This is a genomic window from Rhizobium leguminosarum, from assembly GCF_004123835.1.
In the GTDB taxonomy this organism is placed as follows: domain Bacteria; phylum Pseudomonadota; class Alphaproteobacteria; order Rhizobiales; family Rhizobiaceae; genus Rhizobium; species Rhizobium leguminosarum_M.
This window is the reverse complement of record NZ_MZMU01000003.1, coordinates 607184-625768: the sequence shown is the minus strand read 5'-3', so window position 1 is coordinate 625768 and position 18585 is coordinate 607184. Positions and strand designations below refer to the sequence as shown.

12 protein-coding genes and 2 pseudogenes are annotated in these 18585 nt (G+C 55.3%); 3 read left to right on the top strand and 11 right to left on the bottom strand.

What is annotated here, in order from left to right; translation table 11 throughout:
- Window positions 1-20: 20 nt before the first annotated feature.
- Window positions 21-611 (bottom strand): hypothetical protein, encoded by a 591-nt coding sequence (locus tag B5P46_RS06790; protein WP_129418017.1) that lies wholly within the window; start codon window positions 609-611, stop codon window positions 21-23.
- Between the two features lie 1559 nt (window positions 612-2170).
- On the opposite strand from B5P46_RS06790, the gene B5P46_RS06775 reads away from it, so the two are divergent.
- From B5P46_RS06775 to B5P46_RS06765, 3 genes are all read left to right on the top strand, one after another.
- Window positions 2171-3538, top strand: coding sequence for an SAM-dependent methyltransferase (locus tag B5P46_RS06775; RefSeq protein WP_129418015.1), 1368 nt, complete (start codon window positions 2171-2173; stop codon window positions 3536-3538).
- Entirely contained in the window at window positions 3535-5568 is a 2034-nt protein-coding gene (locus B5P46_RS06770) for a sulfatase-like hydrolase/transferase (protein WP_129418014.1), read from the top strand. Before B5P46_RS06775 ends, B5P46_RS06770 begins: the two co-directional genes overlap by 4 nt.
- Before the next feature lie 135 nt (window positions 5569-5703).
- On the top strand, window positions 5704-6078 hold the full coding sequence (locus B5P46_RS06765) for a thermonuclease family protein (RefSeq protein WP_129418013.1): 375 nt from the start codon (window positions 5704-5706) through the stop codon (window positions 6076-6078).
- A gap of 35 nt (window positions 6079-6113) precedes the next feature.
- On the opposite strand, the gene B5P46_RS06760 is transcribed toward B5P46_RS06765, so the two are convergent.
- From B5P46_RS06760 to B5P46_RS06710, 10 genes and pseudogenes are all read right to left on the bottom strand, one after another.
- Window positions 6114-8696: an autotransporter outer membrane beta-barrel domain-containing protein gene (locus tag B5P46_RS06760; protein WP_245456110.1), complete on the bottom strand. Its 2583-nt coding sequence runs from the start codon at window positions 8694-8696 to the stop codon at window positions 6114-6116.
- Window positions 8697-9500: 804 nt separating this feature from the next.
- Window positions 9501-10441, bottom strand: a pseudogene (locus tag B5P46_RS06750) (IS630 family transposase); the annotation flags it as partial.
- 218 nt (window positions 10442-10659) lie between these two features.
- Window positions 10660-10797: pseudogene (locus B5P46_RS06745) on the bottom strand (bifunctional riboflavin kinase/FAD synthetase); the annotation flags it as partial.
- 31 nt (window positions 10798-10828) lie between these two features.
- Complete coding sequence (locus B5P46_RS06740) at window positions 10829-11677, bottom strand: TIGR01459 family HAD-type hydrolase (RefSeq protein ID WP_129418011.1); 849 nt, start codon at window positions 11675-11677, stop codon at window positions 10829-10831.
- Window positions 11678-11817: 140 nt separating this feature from the next.
- Window positions 11818-12561, bottom strand: coding sequence for a glycosyltransferase family 2 protein (locus tag B5P46_RS06735; protein ID WP_129418010.1), 744 nt, complete (start codon window positions 12559-12561; stop codon window positions 11818-11820).
- Window positions 12558-13658, bottom strand: a complete 1101-nt coding sequence (locus B5P46_RS06730; protein WP_129418009.1) for a glycosyltransferase family 4 protein — start codon at window positions 13656-13658, stop codon at window positions 12558-12560. The genes B5P46_RS06735 and B5P46_RS06730 overlap by 4 nt, the downstream gene beginning before the upstream one ends.
- A complete protein-coding gene (locus B5P46_RS06725; protein WP_129418008.1) occupies window positions 13655-15427 on the bottom strand; it encodes a capsular biosynthesis protein in 1773 nt (590 codons plus the stop codon). The genes B5P46_RS06730 and B5P46_RS06725 overlap by 4 nt, the downstream gene beginning before the upstream one ends.
- A gap of 357 nt (window positions 15428-15784) precedes the next feature.
- Complete coding sequence (locus tag B5P46_RS06720; RefSeq protein WP_129418007.1) at window positions 15785-16684, bottom strand: glycosyltransferase family 2 protein; 900 nt, start codon at window positions 16682-16684, stop codon at window positions 15785-15787.
- 79 nt (window positions 16685-16763) lie between these two features.
- Window positions 16764-17534 carry an FkbM family methyltransferase gene (locus tag B5P46_RS06715; protein ID WP_129418006.1) on the bottom strand — a complete coding sequence of 257 codons (771 nt, stop codon included), beginning with the start codon at window positions 17532-17534 and terminating at the stop codon, window positions 16764-16766.
- The gene (locus B5P46_RS06710) at window positions 17531-18571 is read right to left on the bottom strand and encodes a class I SAM-dependent methyltransferase (protein ID WP_129418005.1); all 1041 of its coding nucleotides are present in this window, start codon (window positions 18569-18571) and stop codon (window positions 17531-17533) included. Before B5P46_RS06710 ends, B5P46_RS06715 begins: the two co-directional genes overlap by 4 nt.
- Between the last annotated feature and the right edge of the window lie 14 nt (window positions 18572-18585).

Sequence of the window (18585 nt, the reverse complement as noted above, 5' to 3'; positions counted from 1 at the left end):
TTACCCCCTTTATCGCGTGATCAATGTTGCGCTTTTATTTTCGTGATGATCTGGAATAATATTAAGACGATGAAAGACAAAACCGCAGATCCAACAAAATTCAACGAGTATAGAACCGAGAAGCCGTGCTCTTTCCCCCCAAGCAGAAGCTCAAAAGCATAGCACTTGCCGATCGTGCAGGCGCCTGAAATAGGAAATATGAAAACAAATATGAGATAAATAGTATAAATGACTATAAAGAAATACAACATCCAAGAAATATTATAAATTGATGTTTCTTTAATCGGCATAACAGGAGTATCACCGCGACGCTTCTTCTCGAAAATATATATCGCGGCAAACCACAGCGTTGTTGCTAACTGTCCCACAGTGATGAGAATAGGTAGGTCGTACGTCTTTAAGAACATCATCGAAATTAAAGCTACGAGGCCCAATGGAAAGAGAAATGCAGCAACAAAACGCTCACCGGTCATTTCTCGTCGATATACAAGAGCTGTTGTCGTCACATAGGCCGACCATAACGTCGCCAATATTGGAACTGGGCCAGCAACCCAAGGTAGGCTAATAAAAGGCATCATTTCCCCAAAAATACCGATGAATATTTCACCCATGGAGGCTTAAGCAATCTCGGACATTTATTGAACGTCATGCTTGCATTTTAGACTTGCAATCAATGATTAACTTGCAACAAAAGTCAATGCCCGCGGAGGCTGTAACAGCGCAAAGTTTCGTAGACTTGAGAGCTGCAAGAAAACCTCGCAACGGTACATGCTCTCTGATCGGCCTTTGCAAATTGACTATACCCGCCAATCTGTCGCAGTGCTTTACAAGACGGTTCACCAGACGCCACGCTGTGAACTAGGGAGAATCCGGTTACGGCTTGGCTAAGCACGTCTTGAACTGAGATACCGCCTCGATGGCGCCTGTCAGGCTAACAATAACCCGCACACCCGTTGCGCCCGTCACGGCCAATTCCTTGCCCCCTGACATTTGATCGCGCAAGTCTGCCGGCAACTGTCCAAACTCGTGCCAGCCGAAATAATCGCTCTCACCTCCGTCTGAGACATGGGCCGGGTTCTCATCGAAGAGCAATAAACGCTATCTGGTGGTTATTGGGCGCAAAAGGGAACAAGAAGTTGACGCGCTTCTGGAGCTTTGCCAACTAAGCAATTTATCTATCACATCTCACCGTTAGCCCGCATATGCCTAAACCTCGAGTTGTAGTGATAATCACTTTCTGTTCTAGAACAAGGGGAGCTTCGAGATAATCTACATAGACGTGCAAATTTCATTTGGTTATGCGAAACAGTTTCCCCTCATCGCCGTCGACATCGACGGCGCCTTTGCTGGCCTAATTGTTATCGTTGGGCTGAGCGGGCGGGCCCCAGCATAGGTCTGCCTCAGGCCCATGCCTAACGCAGCCGCCGTTGTAGCGTTATTTACTTGATCGGGTGACGGCCAATTAGCTATCTGATATCTTTGAAGATTCGACAAAAGATTCGCCATTGTACCCCTCCGGATGTTTCACGGGCTATATTCTGTTCGGAGCCGGGAGCCGGGAGCCGGGAGCCGGGAGCCGGGAGCCGGGAGCCGGGAGCCGGGAGCACGAATGCGCTCCGGAAGAGTTCTGACAACAACTTTGTCGCTGGATCGAGCGGCGCGGAAAACGGGACGCGCGAAGCTGTGGACAAATAGAATTCATGCAACATGGGCCTTCCGGCTTCACGAAGCAAAAGTGGGACGACCCGTCACGGAATTGCCAAGGTGATAATCTTCAGCAAGCCGTTGGGTTTTCGCACCAATTAGATTTCCTCAGCTTTTTTGGGGGGCCGTTCACGTGCATCATGATGTCCGAAACGACCACGAAGCGGTAATCACGCAACGCCATCCAATCTTGACAGTTTTGTGACAGGTGCTATGCAATTTTTAGTCTTTGAAAGGTTGCTTCTATGCATGTCGCAAGACTTCTGGTTTTAACTCCGCTTTTTGCTCTCATAGTCACCCCAGCTTATGCATATCTCGATCCAGGCACGGGGAGCATCATTATCCAATCTGTCATTGGAGCTTTCGCCGTTGGCGCGGCTTCAATTTCGTTGTTTTGGCAAAGGGTAAAAAGCTTCCTCTGTCGCACCGGAGACAACCAGAGACAGAAAAGCGGCCGCGAGCGGAAATGATGCTATCGCGTGTTTCGGGCTCATTTCGCGATCCGTCAGGCCATGTTTACGAAGGTACCGAACATATATATCGGACGGTAGAGTCATCGGCCGCTGCTGATTATGAGGCTGCCAGGAACGCCGGCATTTTCGAATCACCGATGATTATCTCAACCACCGAATCGACGGCTCCATCACCGTCCGAGACCGCAAGCTACTTGCTGGAACATCCGAGAATACCCTTGATTTCGTATCCGTACGAATGGTCATTTTCAATGCTGAAAGATGCGGCTCTTTTACACCTAGATTTCCATCTGCATTTGCTTGGCCGAGGTTTCACGCTATCTGATGCTACTGCCTATAATGTGCAATTCCTTGGCCCGACTCCGGTTTTTATAGATCACCTTTCCGTTCGTCGCTATCGCGACGGAGAGTATTGGGAAGGGCACAGGCAGTTTTGCGAACAGTACCTTGTTCCGCTACTGCTTCGATCATTCTTCGGCATTTCTCACAACGCCTGGTACCGTGGCGCGCTTGAGGGAATCTCGATTGCCGATTTCGTAAAAATGCTGAGATTTCGGCAAAAGGTTTCGTGGCGCGTCCTCGCTCATTTGGTGCTCCAGGATAAATTTCAGCGTAGCGCTTCTGCCGGACAAGCCGAAAAAGCACAACATCGCCAGCTTCCCCGCAACGCTTATACGGCGACGCTGCAGCAACTTCGCAACTGGATCGCTGGCTTGTCACCTCGCGATACCGATCCCACGACATGGGCCAACTACGCCACGGCAAATACTTATAGCAATACGGAAGCAACACTAAAAAAACAGTTCATCGGCGATTTCATCAAACGTAGCGGCGCTGCAACGGTCATAGATCTTGGCTGCAACACGGGCGACTATTCTGAGGTAGCCCTGCACAATGGTGCTCAACGCGTGTTTGGTTTCGATTTCGATCAGCAAGCGCTGGACAGCGCCTATCATCGTGCTAAAAACAAATCGCTGAATCTCCTCCCGCTATTTCTCGATGCTCGAAATCAGTCGCCTTCACAGGGTTGGCTTCAGGAAGAACGAACTGGTTTCGCGTCAAGAGCGAAAGCGGATGCCGCCCTGGCGCTCGCATTCGAGCATCACTTAGCGATTGCGCACAACATCCCATTGGAGCAGGTCGTTGACTGGTTAATTTCCGTCGCCCCCACCGGGGTCGTGGAATTCGTGCCGAAGGATGATCCCACAGTACGAACAATGTTGGCGCTGCGTAGGGATATTTTCCCTGACTACAACTATGATCACTTTATCTCGCTAATTGGGCGACGCGCTCGTGTGTTGGAAAATCTCGTTGTTTCCAGCACTGGAAGAACGTTGATATCCTATTCCAGAAATGGATGACTAATTTGGTTGGCCACACCGGATCGTGGAGAGCCCACGCTCTTGCCTCAGCGCTTCTAGCTGTAACTCTGTTTACGGTCGCGCTAGATGTCTATTCCAGAAACATCAGTGAGTTCGCTGGAAGCTCCATCTTACAGCTCCTGCCGCCGGTGCTCATATCCATCGTTGTAGGGTGTGTGGCTTTTGTGATCACTGGCATTGCGGGCTTCAAGCCTGTGGGGATGTCGGTGGTGCTCGGGGCTGCTGCTTGTGTGATAGCAGCGAGTCAAGGAGTCACGGCAAGCGTTATACCGCCTATCGATGGCGGTACCCATCCTTATATCGTTAGTAGCGGGAGGGGCGTGGTCGAATTCATCCTGCTTTTCGCCATTTTCTTATTGACGACAGGCTTCGCAATCTTGCGGCTTCGCGAAGCATTGGTGATCCTCTCCGGATTGACTTTCCTAGCCGTATTAATTCCCATCTACAACTTGGCGGCCCGCGATCGGATATCGACTTCTCTCGGTCCCCTGATGACCCTTTCTCGCGACGTCAACGTCATTCACATTATGTTCGATAGCCTTCAATCGGATGCTTTCAAACAGATTGCTGAGCAACAGCCGGATCTATTGCCTGAATTTGATGGTTTTACCTATTATCCGGACCACGCGGGCTATGCGAACTGGACGACGCTCTCCATCGCTGCCATTCAGACTGGGCGGCTGTTCTTCGACCAGCATCAGGATGGTATGGATCCGATAGAAGAAATCGGTGAATGGCTTCGCTTGAGCAGCATGATGTCTCACCTCGCCGACAAGGGCTGGGATGTCAGCGCCGTCCAGCCATCGAATGCCTTCTGCTTCAGGACCAAGTATTACTGCTCGACGCTACCGTTTCTTTCCAATTCAATTGGACAACGTCTTGGGAAGCAGCGCAAATCAAATCCGTTGATTGTTGTCGATCTCGCGCTGTTACGCCTGGCGCCGACCTTGCTGAAGCCGCTCGTATATAATGAGGGGAAACTGCTTTGGTCTGATGCGACAGGACCAGCGAACGCTGATAGCAGCACTGCCAACGACATCGCCTTGTCGATGGACTTTGCGAAAATATTGACGGAAGACATCGCCGTTACAGATGACAATCCAGTGTATAAATTTCTGCATTTCTATCCGCCGCACAAACCCTTTATTCTTGACGAGGACTGTCGGATAGGTGCTGCCAGAACGGAAGATTGGCCGAACTATTTGCCGCAAGCTACGTGTGCGGTTAAGCAGATGGCCGGTATCCTGCAGGCACTTAAGCGCTTAGGTGCATACGACAACAGCGTTATCATTTTCCAGTCAGATACTGGACTTGGGATGGTGCGACCCACTGAAAATGCCGATCCGAAGATAACCTCTGTGGTCGAGTATTCCTCCCCTCAGTTAGTTGGGTACGCACGTCCAACACTATTAATAAAGCCGCTTGGCGCTACAGGGCCTCTCCGGGTTTCTTCGGGGCAAACAAGCCATCTGAACACGTTCTCCTTGATCAACGATGCTACCGCCGGGCGTACAAATCTTCCAAACGTGACAGCTCCCAAAGACCGGAGCTTCGTCGTGAGTCGTATCATCCGTGCTGGCACGACGTCGGTCTCGCCTTATGAACAGTTCAGCATAGTCGGGAATGTGGCTGACTCGGCAGCATGGCAATACGGTGGGATGCTATCTCGCCCCGGAGTTCCCTACCTTGCGCGCCCCATTCAATCAGCCACGTTCTCGATCGACGCAGACGAACCACTCAAGCCTAACCAATCAATAAGGCTCGTGGGTTCGGTCAGCGGCGGCAACGATGTCGAATATACTTTTCTACGTAGAATTAAGGATGACAAGCTCGAGATTATCAAGGACTGGTCCCCCGACAACACTGCGACATGGGAGGTCGATGAGAACGGTATGACGCCGTGCGTCGCCAACATATTGATGGCAGCGCGCAATCGCGTCATGGGGCCTTCAGAGCAGCAGATTAACGTCGAAAAGGTGGCGAAAATATCCGCGTCCGAATGCCATTGAAATCGAGAGCGGAAGCGTGCCGCTGCAAGAGCCTTGGCGCCACCGAAGCGTAGCCCGCGGCAGGGACTTCCAGATGAGCATCCCAAGGAGCGAGTCAATCGTGGCAACGAACCTTGCCGAACAAAGCTAGCTGCGATGATCGCCGGACTCATCATCTGCGCATCGTTGACCGTCGTCGACGGCGACACAGTCAAATGCGATGGGCAGAACATGCGACTGCTGGGAGAAGGTGTTCCGTTCGTCTCGGGCATCGATACACCGGAGATCGGATCGCACGCCAAGTGCATCAAGGAACGGAAGCTGGCGTTGATCCCCAAGGGTCGGCTGCAAGAGCTGTTGGCCGAGCGTGGCCTGAGGGTGGTGTTCAGCGGCGCGGTGGACAAGACACCTACGCACCGACCGCTCGTCAACATCTACCGAACGAGTGGTGAAGAAATCGGTAAGACGCTGCTTCAGGAGGGCTTCGCCAGAGCCTGGAGTCTGAAGCAGCGTAACGACTGGTGTTCATGAACCACTAAGATCGGTCGCGAGCGCCAGGCGTCTCGCTACCACTTCACGCTGAACCCGACCTTTGCGCCGACGGCGTTGCTGTCGCCGAAGTTCTTGAGGCTGGTTCGGGCAAAGGCCTCGCCGTTAACGGCATAACGGTCGTCCGCCCAACTGAGCGAGCCACCCATGCCAAGGCCGCCCCAGAGGGCCTGGTTCTCGCTGACGAGACTGGTCCCCGAGACATCGACATCCGAGCCGTCGAGGAAGTCGTAATAGAGATTGGCGATGCCGTAGACCTTCGAGCTGCCGATCTTTCCGGAGGCATCCTTCCAGTCGCTGTCGTAATCGGCCGAGATGCCGAGGCGACCAGTCAGGCTGTCGCCATCATCAAGCGATACCGCAGCGCCATATTGATCAGTGAAGTCGTCGAAACGCACGGAGGAATAGGCGAGCTGCGCCTGCGGCGTCAGCGACCATTGGCTCGTCAGAGCGATCCTCTTTCCGGCTTCCATGCTGAGCCCATAACCGAGGCCGTGATTGCCGTCGGCAAGCGAAGTTTGAAGTGTCGAGGACTTGAGGTCGCTGTCATACCAGGTGACGGCAGCCTGCGTATCGACGTAGAAGCCGCTTTCGCCGTACCAGGTCAAGGTGCCGTCGAAGCCATAGCCTGTGGTGTCGATGTCGCCCTTGCCGAAGCGCGAGGAGATGTCGGCCGAAGCGGTATTCATATGAAAGTTGATCCCGCCGATCAAGGCACCGGCCTCGCTTTCGCGCAGCATTCCGTCGACACCTGCCTGCAGCGTCCAACTGCTGACCTCATAGTCGGTGCCGGTGGTCGAGCTTTCCGGCTCGAAGTGCGAACGGTTACCGCCGAAGCGGGTCTGAATCCCCATGGCGGCGGTGTTGCCGTCCTGGTCTGCGGATCGATCACCGTCGAGCATCCACCCACCGGTGCGCTGGCGTAGCGTGCCAACCTGGTTGAGGCTCTGCAGCACGCCAGCATAGGCCTCGTAGAGCGGCAGGGCGGGCGCGAGAACCGCTGAGCGCAGATACCAGTCGCCGTCAGCGGGGGTGCTAACGCCACCTTGGTAAAGCCGATAGGCATAGGCACCGGCGACAACAGCCTGGTCCCCTTCGAACACATAGTCGCCGAGCAGCGAGAAGGAGCCGGCCGAAGTGCCGCCGACATCAACGATTTTGATGCCTTCGACGGTCTGCGCGCCATTGCCACCGAGGTTGATCACTTTGACATTGGTCGTGCCTGACGTGTTGCCGGTGACGATGAGGCGGTCGGTCGATGACGTATCGTCGCCGAGCACGCTCTCGATTTCGAGGGTGCCGCCGCTGCCGGTATAGTCGCCTGAAACCGTCAGCGTGCCGATCGAATTGCCGGGCGCGATGGTGCCGGAATTGTCGGTCGTGCCGACCTGACCGTTGCCCTGCAGCCGTCCACCTGCCAGAACATCCAGCGTGCCGCCGAGAATACCGTTCACCGACAGCGTACCCGCCTCGACGATGGTGTTACCGGCGAAGGCAGAATTGTCGGCGCTCAGGATCGTTCTACCGCTGCCGAGCTGGCGGATGGTGCCGTTGCCAAAAATAAGATTGTCGAAAGTGAAGACGTCCGAGCGGTTAAAGGCGAGCGTTGCATTGTTCGTTATATCACCGATGACGCTGCCATCGCCGATCTGCAAGGTGCCGTCCTGAATATCCCAGTCCGTTGCAACCGTGCCGGTTCCAATCAGCGACCATGTGCCAGTGCCGGTCTTCTCGAAGGTGTCGAAGTTCCGATATTTTTGGCCAATTTCCGAAACGTCGAAACTGTCGGCGCCGCTTCCGCCGAGCCGCAGCGTGTCGTTAGCCGCGGCTGCATTGCCGACGACCTCGCCGAAGATTTTCGAGCCGGCCTGAAGTTCCAGCGTGATGCCGTTCGTTGCGCCGGGCGTTAGCAGGATCGCAATCTCTTCCCGGGGGCCTGATACGATTGTGCCGCTGTTGATCAAATTGAGGCCGACGGCAGCTGAGTTGGCGAAAATTGCGACTGACCAGTCTCCGCCATAAATAGTTCCGGTATTCACGATTGCGCCGTTGGTGGCAGAGGCGACCACAATACCGTTGCCGCCGAACGGGTTGCCGTCCCCGCCTCGCACCGTTCCATTGTTGACGAAGGTGACGCCCGGAGCTGCGCTCACATCAATGAATACGCCGTCTCCGCCATCGTTGTCCGGGCCGAATCCGCCTTCGATGGTGCCGTTATTGATCACACTTGCGCTCTGCTCGAGTTTTATGCCGCTGCCTCCCTCTCCCTGCAAAGGAAACGACCCTTCTCCGCCCACCACATTACCCACGAGCGTGAACGACCCGCTTCCTCCTTGAAAGAGAGGCGCGAGGCCGTCGCCGCTCGGGTCGACCGAGCCGGACAGCGTGAAGCCCTGGGTGTCTATGGTGATCGGCTTGCCGGGTGCATTGAGAGCTGCGCTTGAAACCGAGAAACTCGTGGTCAGCTGGATCGTCGCGGTCGGGTCGGGGTCGGCATTCGCCGCCGTGATAGCAGCGTTGAGCTGCGCCTCACTGTTCGCCGTGTAAGTCGCCGCCGAAACCGGAGTAACAAACGGACAGCCGAGGGTCAGCGCCGCCAAGCAGATCCCTGAAAGAAGCTTCTTTTTCCTCGTTCTGTGAAACACATTGGACGCCCGCATTTGTACCACTCCCCTAAAAATCCTCTTTAGGATTGACGGCACTCAACTGCAATTTTCAACCCTTTGGCGAGAAGAATTAACGAGTGTCAGGAATTTATCACAATGATTTCCGCGGACAGCTCGGCAGGTACGCCAGCGGTTCTGGCACATGATCAGTTTGCTAAGGTCGTAAAGTCGGACGCAGCAAAAGACTGTTGCTCGTCGCAATTTACCCTATGGAAAATCTGACGATTAGTGCGCAACCGCGCAGGAGCTTTTCCGAGTATCCATTGTTAGACGACAGGGATCGCACAGGTGGCCCTTGCGATGACCGTCCGCTTCCCTTCTGCCTGCGCAAACCGTCCTTTCCAGAAGTTGCGCCCTTTTCGGCGGGGCTCTCTTTTCAGAGGTAATGAAAAGATGCCCTCCCCGGTGAAGGAGAGGGGATTTTGATCAACGCTTCAGAGTAAGCGCTGTTCTGAGGGCACGGAAAAGGGAGGAGCTTAGTGCTATGTTGCTGGCTGGCGAGCAGTTAGAGCCTCTGCCTGTGCCATCGCAGCAGCCTTGGTTTTGAAGGGGCCGACATCGTTTTCTTCGGTGTCTCAGGTAGCCACTTTGGAAGGAACCACCAGCCTCCGGGACGATAACTGGAACTGCTCCTCTGCCGACATCCTTGGCGAAGAACCAGCCGGGGTCGATTCCATCCTGCTCCCATGAAATGCTCTGCTCTGTCATGACATATCCAGTCGCTACCGATTTTAATGTCCGTTCATATCCAGCTTCCTTGAAGCAGTTTTGGCACTCTTTCGGCGAGACGGTTTGAAGGGTTGCTGCCAGCGCGTCGTCGATGGCCTGTCGGGTTCGGGCCTGCGCCTTGCGCAGCTCGTGCTTGATCTTGGCGAAGAGTTTTTCGATCGGATTGAGATCGGGGGAATACTGCGGCAGGAAGAACAATCGGGCGCCGGCCTTGCGGATGGCGGCACGGATCGTTCTGGCCTTATGCGAGCCGAGATTATCCATGACGACGATGTCGCCGGGGTTGAGCTCCGGTACCAGCACCTTTTCGACATAGATACGGAAGCGTTCGCCATTGATCGGGCCGTCGATGATCCACGGTGCGCTGACGCGGTCGGCCCTGAGGGCTGCGACAAAAGTCATGGTATTCCAGTGACCGAAGGGCGCATGGCCCAACAGCCGTTCGCCGCGTGGCGCCCAGCCCCTGAGCGGCGCCATATTTGTCTTCGTCCAGGTTTCATCGATGAAGTCGAGGCGAGATGGATCGATGCGATGGCGATGCTTCAGCCAGCGCGCCCGCCGGGCGGCAACATCGGGCCGCTCGCGCTCGCTGGCGACCAACGTCTTTTTTTATATCTCAGCCCTTCCTCATGCACGAAGGTCCGGACGGCGCTGTAATCCACTTTCAGGCCGCGCTCTCCCAGTTCCGCGACCAACCCGCGCAAGGTGAACGCCTGCGCGCGGCAGCGATCGATCAGCCAGACCCGATGCTCACCTGAGATCGCTCGTGGCTTGTGCCCGCCCATCTGGCCCGGGGCTGCGCTGCCCGTCTCGCGCAAGCGCCGGACCCAATCGATCGCGGTGCTGACGCCAATGCCGAAGCGCTTGGCCGCCGCTCGGCACGACAGGCCCTCGCGCGCTACTGCGCCAACAACGCGCTCACGAAGATCATCCGAAAAAGGTCTCGCCATCCAGGCCGGCCTCCTTTACCGGCCAGAATGGTGAATCTGATTTGCACCGCAAAGGGAATCTCTATTCCGATTCCGACTAAAACAATCCCGCTCTAGCGGTCGCGGCCGTAATTCACATCTCCGCTACTACGGAGGCTTACTGGACGGCTGATGTTCACGAGATCACGCCTTTAACACGAGCACGTGCGTCGCGAAAAAATCAACCAATGCGAGCTTCGACGAACATGCTTTATCCGCCCGCTCAGCACCGACTGATGGCTGCGGTGCACGCCGTCGAAATTGCCGATGGCAATGACGCCGCCCTTCAGATGGGCGGGCAAGGGTTCCCGGGTTTCATTGCGGTGGAAGACGGTCATCGGCTGGCTTCTCTTCATGCAAGGCGTGTCTTCATGCAAGGCGGGGCATCCACCACTTCGGCGCGGCGTTTTCCCGTTCGAGATAGGCGTTGAGGATCGCCTCGTCGGTCTCGCCGTTGAGAGTATATTCCTTAGCGTGGATACCGCCGCTGATGTAGAGGAGGCCGAGGCCATAATTCAAGGCGCCCCGCACATCGGTCGGCATGCCGTCGCCGATCGCCAGCACGCGGTCGACCGGGAAATCGCCGCGAAGCTCGCGGGCAGCCGCAAGCGTCGCCTCGTAGATCGGCCGGTGCGGCTTGCCGGCGATGCGGGTTTGGCCGCCGAGCTGCTCGTAATAGGCGGCTATGGCGCCGGCGCAGGGGATGATGCGATGGCCGCGCTCGACGATGAGGTCGGGATTGGCGCAGATCATCGGCACGTCGCGGGCTTTGAAATCGACAAGCATGTCGGTGTAATCCTCCGGCTTCTCGGTCTCGTCGTCGAAAAAGCCGGTGCAGACCAGCGATTGCGCTTCGCCCGCCGGCCGGCGCTCGATGTCGAGGCCGTCGAGGAGGGGGCTATTCCTCTCGTGGCCCAGCAGAAAGACCGTCTTCGGCCCTTCGGCGATCAGGCCGCGCGTGACGTCGCCAGAGGTGACGATCCTGTCATAGGCGCTGTCGGGAACGCCGATCTGGCGCAACTGCTCGACCACCTGCCAGGAAAGGCGCGGAGAATTGGTGATGAGGACGACGGCGAGGCCGCTTTCGCGTGCCGCTTCAAGGGCAGCAGCCGCCTTCGGGAACGGATCGACGCCGTTATGAACGACGCCCCAGACATCGCAGAGCACCACATCATAGTGACGAGTGATCTCCGAGAAGGATTCTATCCGCTTGGCCATTCCGATTTCCCGATTTGCTTCCGTCACCGGTGACATTGCAAAGGCGCAGGGCGATGGCAAGGCATTTTCTTCGCCGCCGGGTTCCGTTGGATGAAACTTCAGTGGCAGGTGATTTAAGAATTTGCTTCACGTTCGGGGGATCAGGTCATCCTGCTTATGTCGGGCGTGCGACCGAGATGTTTTGTGAAGTATCGGATCATGCTCGATACATGCCATCGCATGTATTTCGGGTTGGTGTGGCTCGCGCGGCGAGCGTCGTGAACCACGGAGACTGTTGGCAGCAGAATGACCTTCCAGCCTGCTTTCCATAGCCTCGCACAGATGTCCACATCCTCGTAGTAGAGAAAGAAGCCTTCGTCAAACCCGCCGACGTCCGCGAAGGCTTCGGACCGAAAAAGCATGAACATGCCAGCAGTCCAATCAACGGCTGAAGGTCGGTTCGGATCTATGGGAAATCTTCCGTCACCCTTGCCCAACGCCTTCCGAAGAAGACTGAAAAGCGTCGGAAAGTATCGAGCGCTGTCTTCGATGGTTCCCCCGGGATTGACTATCAGAGGGGCCACAAGGCCGACCCTGGGGTCACCCATCGCCGCTTTGAGGTGGCCAAACGGATCCGCCTGAAGCCGGATGTCAGGATTTGCGACGCAGAACAAACCACTGTCGCAGTGCCTGAATGCCTGGTTGTGGTTTGCTGCGAAGCCCTTAGGAGAGGGATTTTCGATCTGCAGGAGCGGATACTGTCTATCTTGAATCGGCAATTCTTCCGGAATGTTTTTGGTCAGAACAACATTGAGCCCGGAACAGCGACTGTCTAAATCGTCCAGCAGCAGGTTCGCAATCTTCCCCTGTCCGTGGCTCACGATGGACACGCATATATCGCTCATGCTCGCTTCAACCCTTCTAGGGTTTCCAATGTCAATTGGGCCGTGCGTTCCCAGGAGAATGATTTTGCCCGCTCGCGGCCTTGGGCGGACAGGGCGCCAAGCAGCTCTGGTTCCGTCAGCAACCTCACAAGCCCGCCACGGATGTCATCCACATTCGTCGGGTCGACAAGGATCGCCGCGCCTTCGGCGATCTCCGCGGTAGCGCCGGTGTTGCTGGTCAACAGCGGTATTCCGCGCGCCATCGCTTCAACCACCGGCAAACCAAACCCCTCGTAGAGTGATGGATAGAGAAGGGCCCTAGCGCCTTGCATCAGTTCTGCCAGAGAGGAATCGCTGACGTGCCCCAGAAAATCTATGGTATCGTTCGTCTTGAGGCTTTGTAGCAAGTCGCTTACCATCCATCCCGTGGCGCCGACGATAACAAGCCGCGTGTTGCCCCGCGTGGCATCATCGAGCATCTGCCAAGCGGCCAGCAATCGTGGAAGATTCTTTCGTGGCTCTAATGTTCCGACGAAGAGCAGGTAGTCGCCTGAGTTACGTTGGTCGCGGGGAGCCTGCGAATCCGAGCCCAGCTTGCGTGCAGCCAGCAGCGTGACGGTTGTCTTTCCTCTACTCTCTGGAATGATCCGTTTTAGGTCCGTTTCTGTGGTCCGCGACACCGCAAAGACAGCCTGCGCCTTTGCCACTGAGCGTTGCATAATTGCCGGAAAGTAAAAGCGCTTTAAGCGCTCGTGCACCTCGGGAAACAGTTGGAAGGTTAGGTCATGTATTGTGACGGCCATTGGCGTTTGCGAAGCCACCGGTAATACGAAGGCCGTCCCCCAATGCACATCGATTCCAAGTCGGCGCATATGCCACGGCATCATTAGCTGCTGCCAGATCACTCTGATATGGCGGTTGTTGGGCGCGCGGACGAAACGAAACCGATGGTCCAATCCGGCTTCCGAGCAGAGGGAAACGGCCTTCTCGCTCGCGAAGATCGTGAACTCGTGGTTGATGGACGTATTTCGGCTCCAGCGCGACAAAATCTCTATAAGATAGACTGATGTTCCTGTCTTGGGGCCGCCCAATCCGGTTGCGTCAATACTAATTCTCACGTCGCTCTCCGGTCTGAGGGCGCTCCCATGAGGTCCTCTGCGGGGTAGATGAAGGGTATCCCCGCGATGATGCCGTTGCAAACGATGTCGAGCCCGGGCGACTTGCCGGGTGTAAGGTCGTCCAGACTATCTATATGCACGGCGAATGGCGGCCAGCCCTTTCGCTCCTTAATACAATCCAGCGGGACCATGCGCCGAAAGAAGAAGTGATAAGCATATTTCTGCGCCCTTTCGATCGTGGCGTCATCCAGCTTTTCCCGCAGCGGCAGAGCATCGAGCAAGCGCAGGTAATTTTCTTCCGAGGTTGCATCCATCGTAACGCCTTTGCCACGGATCCAAGCCTCACCGGCGACAATGACCGGTATTCCCATCGCCGAAAGCTCAACGCCCATTTTCGTGCCATAGATCAGGACGGCGTTGCAGTGAGACATGGCGACGTACGTGCTTGCTTTGCTTTCGGGCGGAATGATGAAGACATTTGTCGGCAGGTTAGGAAACCGGCGCCGAATTTCGTCAACGGCAGGCTGCCGGGATGGAAGCGTCCCTGTAAGTTCGGCCGGATGAACCCGTATCAGCAACTGCAGGTCGGGCCGCTTTTCGAAGTGGGCAATGGTCTTGATCAACCAGTCAACCATGTTCGGAAAGGCGTTTGCCTTGTAATGCAGTTGCGCGTCCCAAATCACGTTGGTGAGCAACCCGATGGTCGGACGTCGAAAATCAATGCCGATTTCCTCCTCAATCGAGCGGGTATCGAACTCCGGCTGATTGTGAAACTTCACCCAATCTTGCCGGCCAACCCATCTACTACGGAGATACTGCGTGATCTGCTGTTGTTGCACATCGTTCCATGACATGTTCTCCCAAGACGATACCGGTTCGGTCATCAAGCCATGATGATAGGTTTCGTGGTGATTGAAGATAAAGCATCCCCGTCTGTAGGCAGGATGCCACGTCACCACGCGCACACCGAGGTGTCGGGCTGTTTCCGATATGATGCCCTGAGGAACGTATATCCCATGATTTAACACCACGACATCATAGTGACCTTCGGCAAGCAGGCGGCGTGTGCCGTAATAGGTGAGAAGCGCCGCTTCCAGGTAACGCCTAAGGATCGGTCCAGCTCCAGACACCTTCTCGAGGTCGCCTCTTGAAAAAAAACGAAGAGCGCCCGCCACGGCGTGCTCCCCGATGGGAATGCCGTCCTCTATATACGCCGCGATCTCGCTTTGCGGCATCTGCGTTGAAATCGTCTTTGCCTTGAAGCGATCAGCGTCGGTCAGTTTCGAGTTGAGCCCGATCGCGTTGAGGCCAGCCCGGTCGAGCATTTCAGCGGATGGTTGGTAGCAGGTCAGACAGCGGTCTTTTGGGCCATGCTTGGCCAGCTTGTCGACATCAGAATACCAACTGATCTCGCACATCATGCAGGCAGGCAGGGCCGCATCGCAGAGCAGGAAGTCAATACCAACGCCACGAACCGCCAATGCCATTCCAAGCAGGCTTTCCATCGTCATTGACGGCAAGTGTCCGGCAGTGCCTGTTGCAATCAACACGCGCTTGGCGCCCTCGGTCAAAGGTGGGCGTACCGGGCCGAGCCCTGCTTGTGGCTGCAATGCCGCCCAGTCGGGCAGTCCACCATGCCGCGCGCGCCATCTTGCATATGCAAGATGAAGGCGGCGATACCAACCATGTCGGCTAAGCCGGTCGCGAATGAGAGACAACAGCGGCATCGTAGGCACGGTCAAGGCAGCAATGGGGTGGCGATATTTCACTTGATCTCCGTTAGCTCAGCGATCGCCGCGCGGAACTGGATGCACGGTTGCCCTGGCCTGCTCGTTTCAGGTGCCGGCGAAGCCGGAGTACTCTTGCGAACTAGCTCTCTCCTTCAAGTGCCTGCGGTAGATATTAGTCTCTATTCCGTGTCCATTGGTAAGCGCAATCCCCTTCTCAAGTGACTGAACGCCAAAGTTCAGCCATGCATGCATTACTGAGGTGACCGAGACAGAATGGCGCGCTACCAGCCAAGTTCAGGCTGCGGCACGATGTTGCTTCACGCCCTCTTGGATGCTCAACAGCAGCCGGGGGAGCAGCTTCAAAACAAGTGTGTCCGGTTTCTACTTTAGAGTAGTTCACCTGGTCCTTCTTTTTTGGACGAGATGATAGTCCCTACCGAAGGTGAGGATTGGGTCCAGAATGCTGATGTACCGAGATGAGAGAATAATAAAACATGTCCGCACTGCTGCGCTGGTTCGGACATAATCGCTTGTCAGATAGCGCTTTGCCCCCGCCTTGACCCTGCGGGCGACCTTAGTCTTCATCCGGTACGAGCCAGACAACTCCTGGGTATTCTGATTGCCGTACCGTTCCTCATACAGCACCTTTGCGGCTTCGTGGCGCTGCTTGAGCCACTGATAGTTTTCGGAGGTCGGATCCTCGCTCCAGTTCCTATAGTGCTGTAGCGCAACCTTGCGGCTGTATACCACCTTGTACCCCGCAAACAGGACCTCTGCTGTCAACGCGTTGTCGATGCCGTAATCGCGAAACTCTTCAGAAAACCCCCCTATTTTCTTCAACAGAGCGGTGGGCAGCAGCCCTTGGTTGACATTCAATATACCCGTCGAAGAAACGCCGCCAATAAAGGGCGCGTCGACGAAAGGTCCCTGAAGATCTTTGGTCTTAAGAGCCACCATGCCGATCGACGGATCCGTTCGAATGATAGAGACAGCACGGTCCAGGCCATGATCGATGACTTCGTTATCGTCGCTCAGCCAGCATACGTAGGGCGTCGTCACAATGTTAAAAACATCGTTATACGCCTTGGCCTGGCCCAGCTTCTTGCCGACCAGCACGGGTATTATGTTTTCCCCAGCAATGCTTTGGAGGTACTCCACTGTGCCATCCGTCGAACCCGCGTCGGTTACGTAAAGACGAAAGGCTGTCTTGGTCTGGCTGACGATGCTTTCGACACACCTCTGGAGTTGATCCAGCCGGTTATATGTGCCTAAAACAATCGATAGCTGATGCTCCATTAGGGAAATCTCTCCAGTATTTTCGAAAGGTAACGGTTCGCCAGGCAAACATCGACACGAGGAACCTGGCTTATTTTCGCTAATCTAATGGACGCAGTGCAGCGTTCATCCAAATATGATTTCTGGGAAGTTTTCGATTGATGGTCTTTTCACGTCTGCTCGTTTCAGTAAGCCGGAAGCCGGCTTGTTCCAGCAGATTTGTCGCTGCTGAGATTTCCGACGGGTCATTCGCGTCAAGCTCGACAAGCACGCTTTTTACTTGGTTTAACACGGTACGAGCACCGTCGAGGATGCCCAGTTCAAGCCCGTCGACGTCGATTTTCAGTAACGTCGGTGTCGGAAAATCATGATCAAGCACCATGGAGTCGATGGAGACTTTAACGCAAGGTTGCCGGAAGACTGGCTCGCTCTCTGCCCACGGACTCTTCGCCCCAACATGATGGATCGAGCTTCCCGCTTCTACCTTCGATAGATGAAGCTCATCAAAAGCCAAATTACCTTGGCCGAGAGCCACACTGAAGGGAACAATGTTGGTGAACCCGTTAATCACGATGTTATCGCAGAGGCTCGCATAGTTATGGGCCGCTGGCTCGAACGCAAGTATTTGGGCAGTCGGCTGAAGAAGCGCGGCATAAAGTGAAAAGAGCCCCACATTGGCGCCGACATCCCAGAAAACGGTAGCTGGCACCATTTCCGCCTTGAGCCACCGAACCGTTTCAGGCTCCTTACTCAGGAAGGAGGCCGCTCGCCCCCGTTCTACGTCGTTGATGCATCGAACCAGGAATTGCCGGTCATCGACCGCAACTGGATACTCGTGCGAATTTGCTGTCACTTCGTCGCCTCCGGTCAAGATACGTCTTCCAGAAATCCAGCATCGCTTTTGGGCTCGAACTCGTCGGCATCCACCCCATCAATATAAAGCACTAGACAGGTATTCCTGATCCTGAACAGCGAACGCTGGAGGCTGAGCTCCTGCAGGTACCCGAATACACCGGGGCTTTTCGGAGCATAATCATGCCATATAATGACACCACCGGGAGCGAGCATCTCCAGAGACTTCTCCGTGTCGTTCTTGACGGCGTCGTAGCTGTGATCCGCGTCGATGAAGATGTAATCCATGCTTTTGGCATAGGGTGTCGTGTCGAATTTTTTGGAGTCCGAAAATATTTGCGTAATTCGGTCGCGATAGGGGCTGTCCTTGATCAGTTTCCCTATGTACGGCCCGTATCGCGTGTCCTCAGACGGATCGAGGTTCAATGTGGTGACAGTGGCATCCGCATCTATTGACGCAAGCCCTACGGTCGTGCGCCCCATATAAGTTCCGAATTCGAAGATCCGTTTTGCATCGCGATGCTTCGCTGCCGCCACCACGAACATCATGTCCATGTGGTTTTCGTGATGACTGGCCTCGTTGCTGATGCTCAACGGCAGCGAGATACGACTGATGCCGTCGAAGATCTCTTCTGCATACAGTTCCCTTATCTTGCTGATCTGGCGGGTTTTCTCGAAAGCCACAGCTGCCAGATGAGTATTGAGTGCGATGCCGAATTCCTCTTCCAGCATTCCAGCGGCATGAAGTTCCGCCAGTCGCGCCTTAGGATGAACATCAAGGAGCAGAAGGCACTTGGCCAGAACGGAGTGCATCAGCAAATACGTCGGTATCCGCATCGACTGGAGGATACGTTCGATCCGTCCTATCATGGCACCCGAGGAGAAGAGCACTTCTACGAACTGCTTCAGCAGGATTCGCCCGGCTTTCATGTTCTCAAGGCCCTTCAAGGCCTTTTGGGCATCGAACTTCTTGACCTTGTTGTTGCCGTCGTTCCAATCATCTCGAAGGAGATAATCAAGCAGCCAAAGCTTCGCTCTATCAAAAATCTTGTTCACATTTACACCCGAGG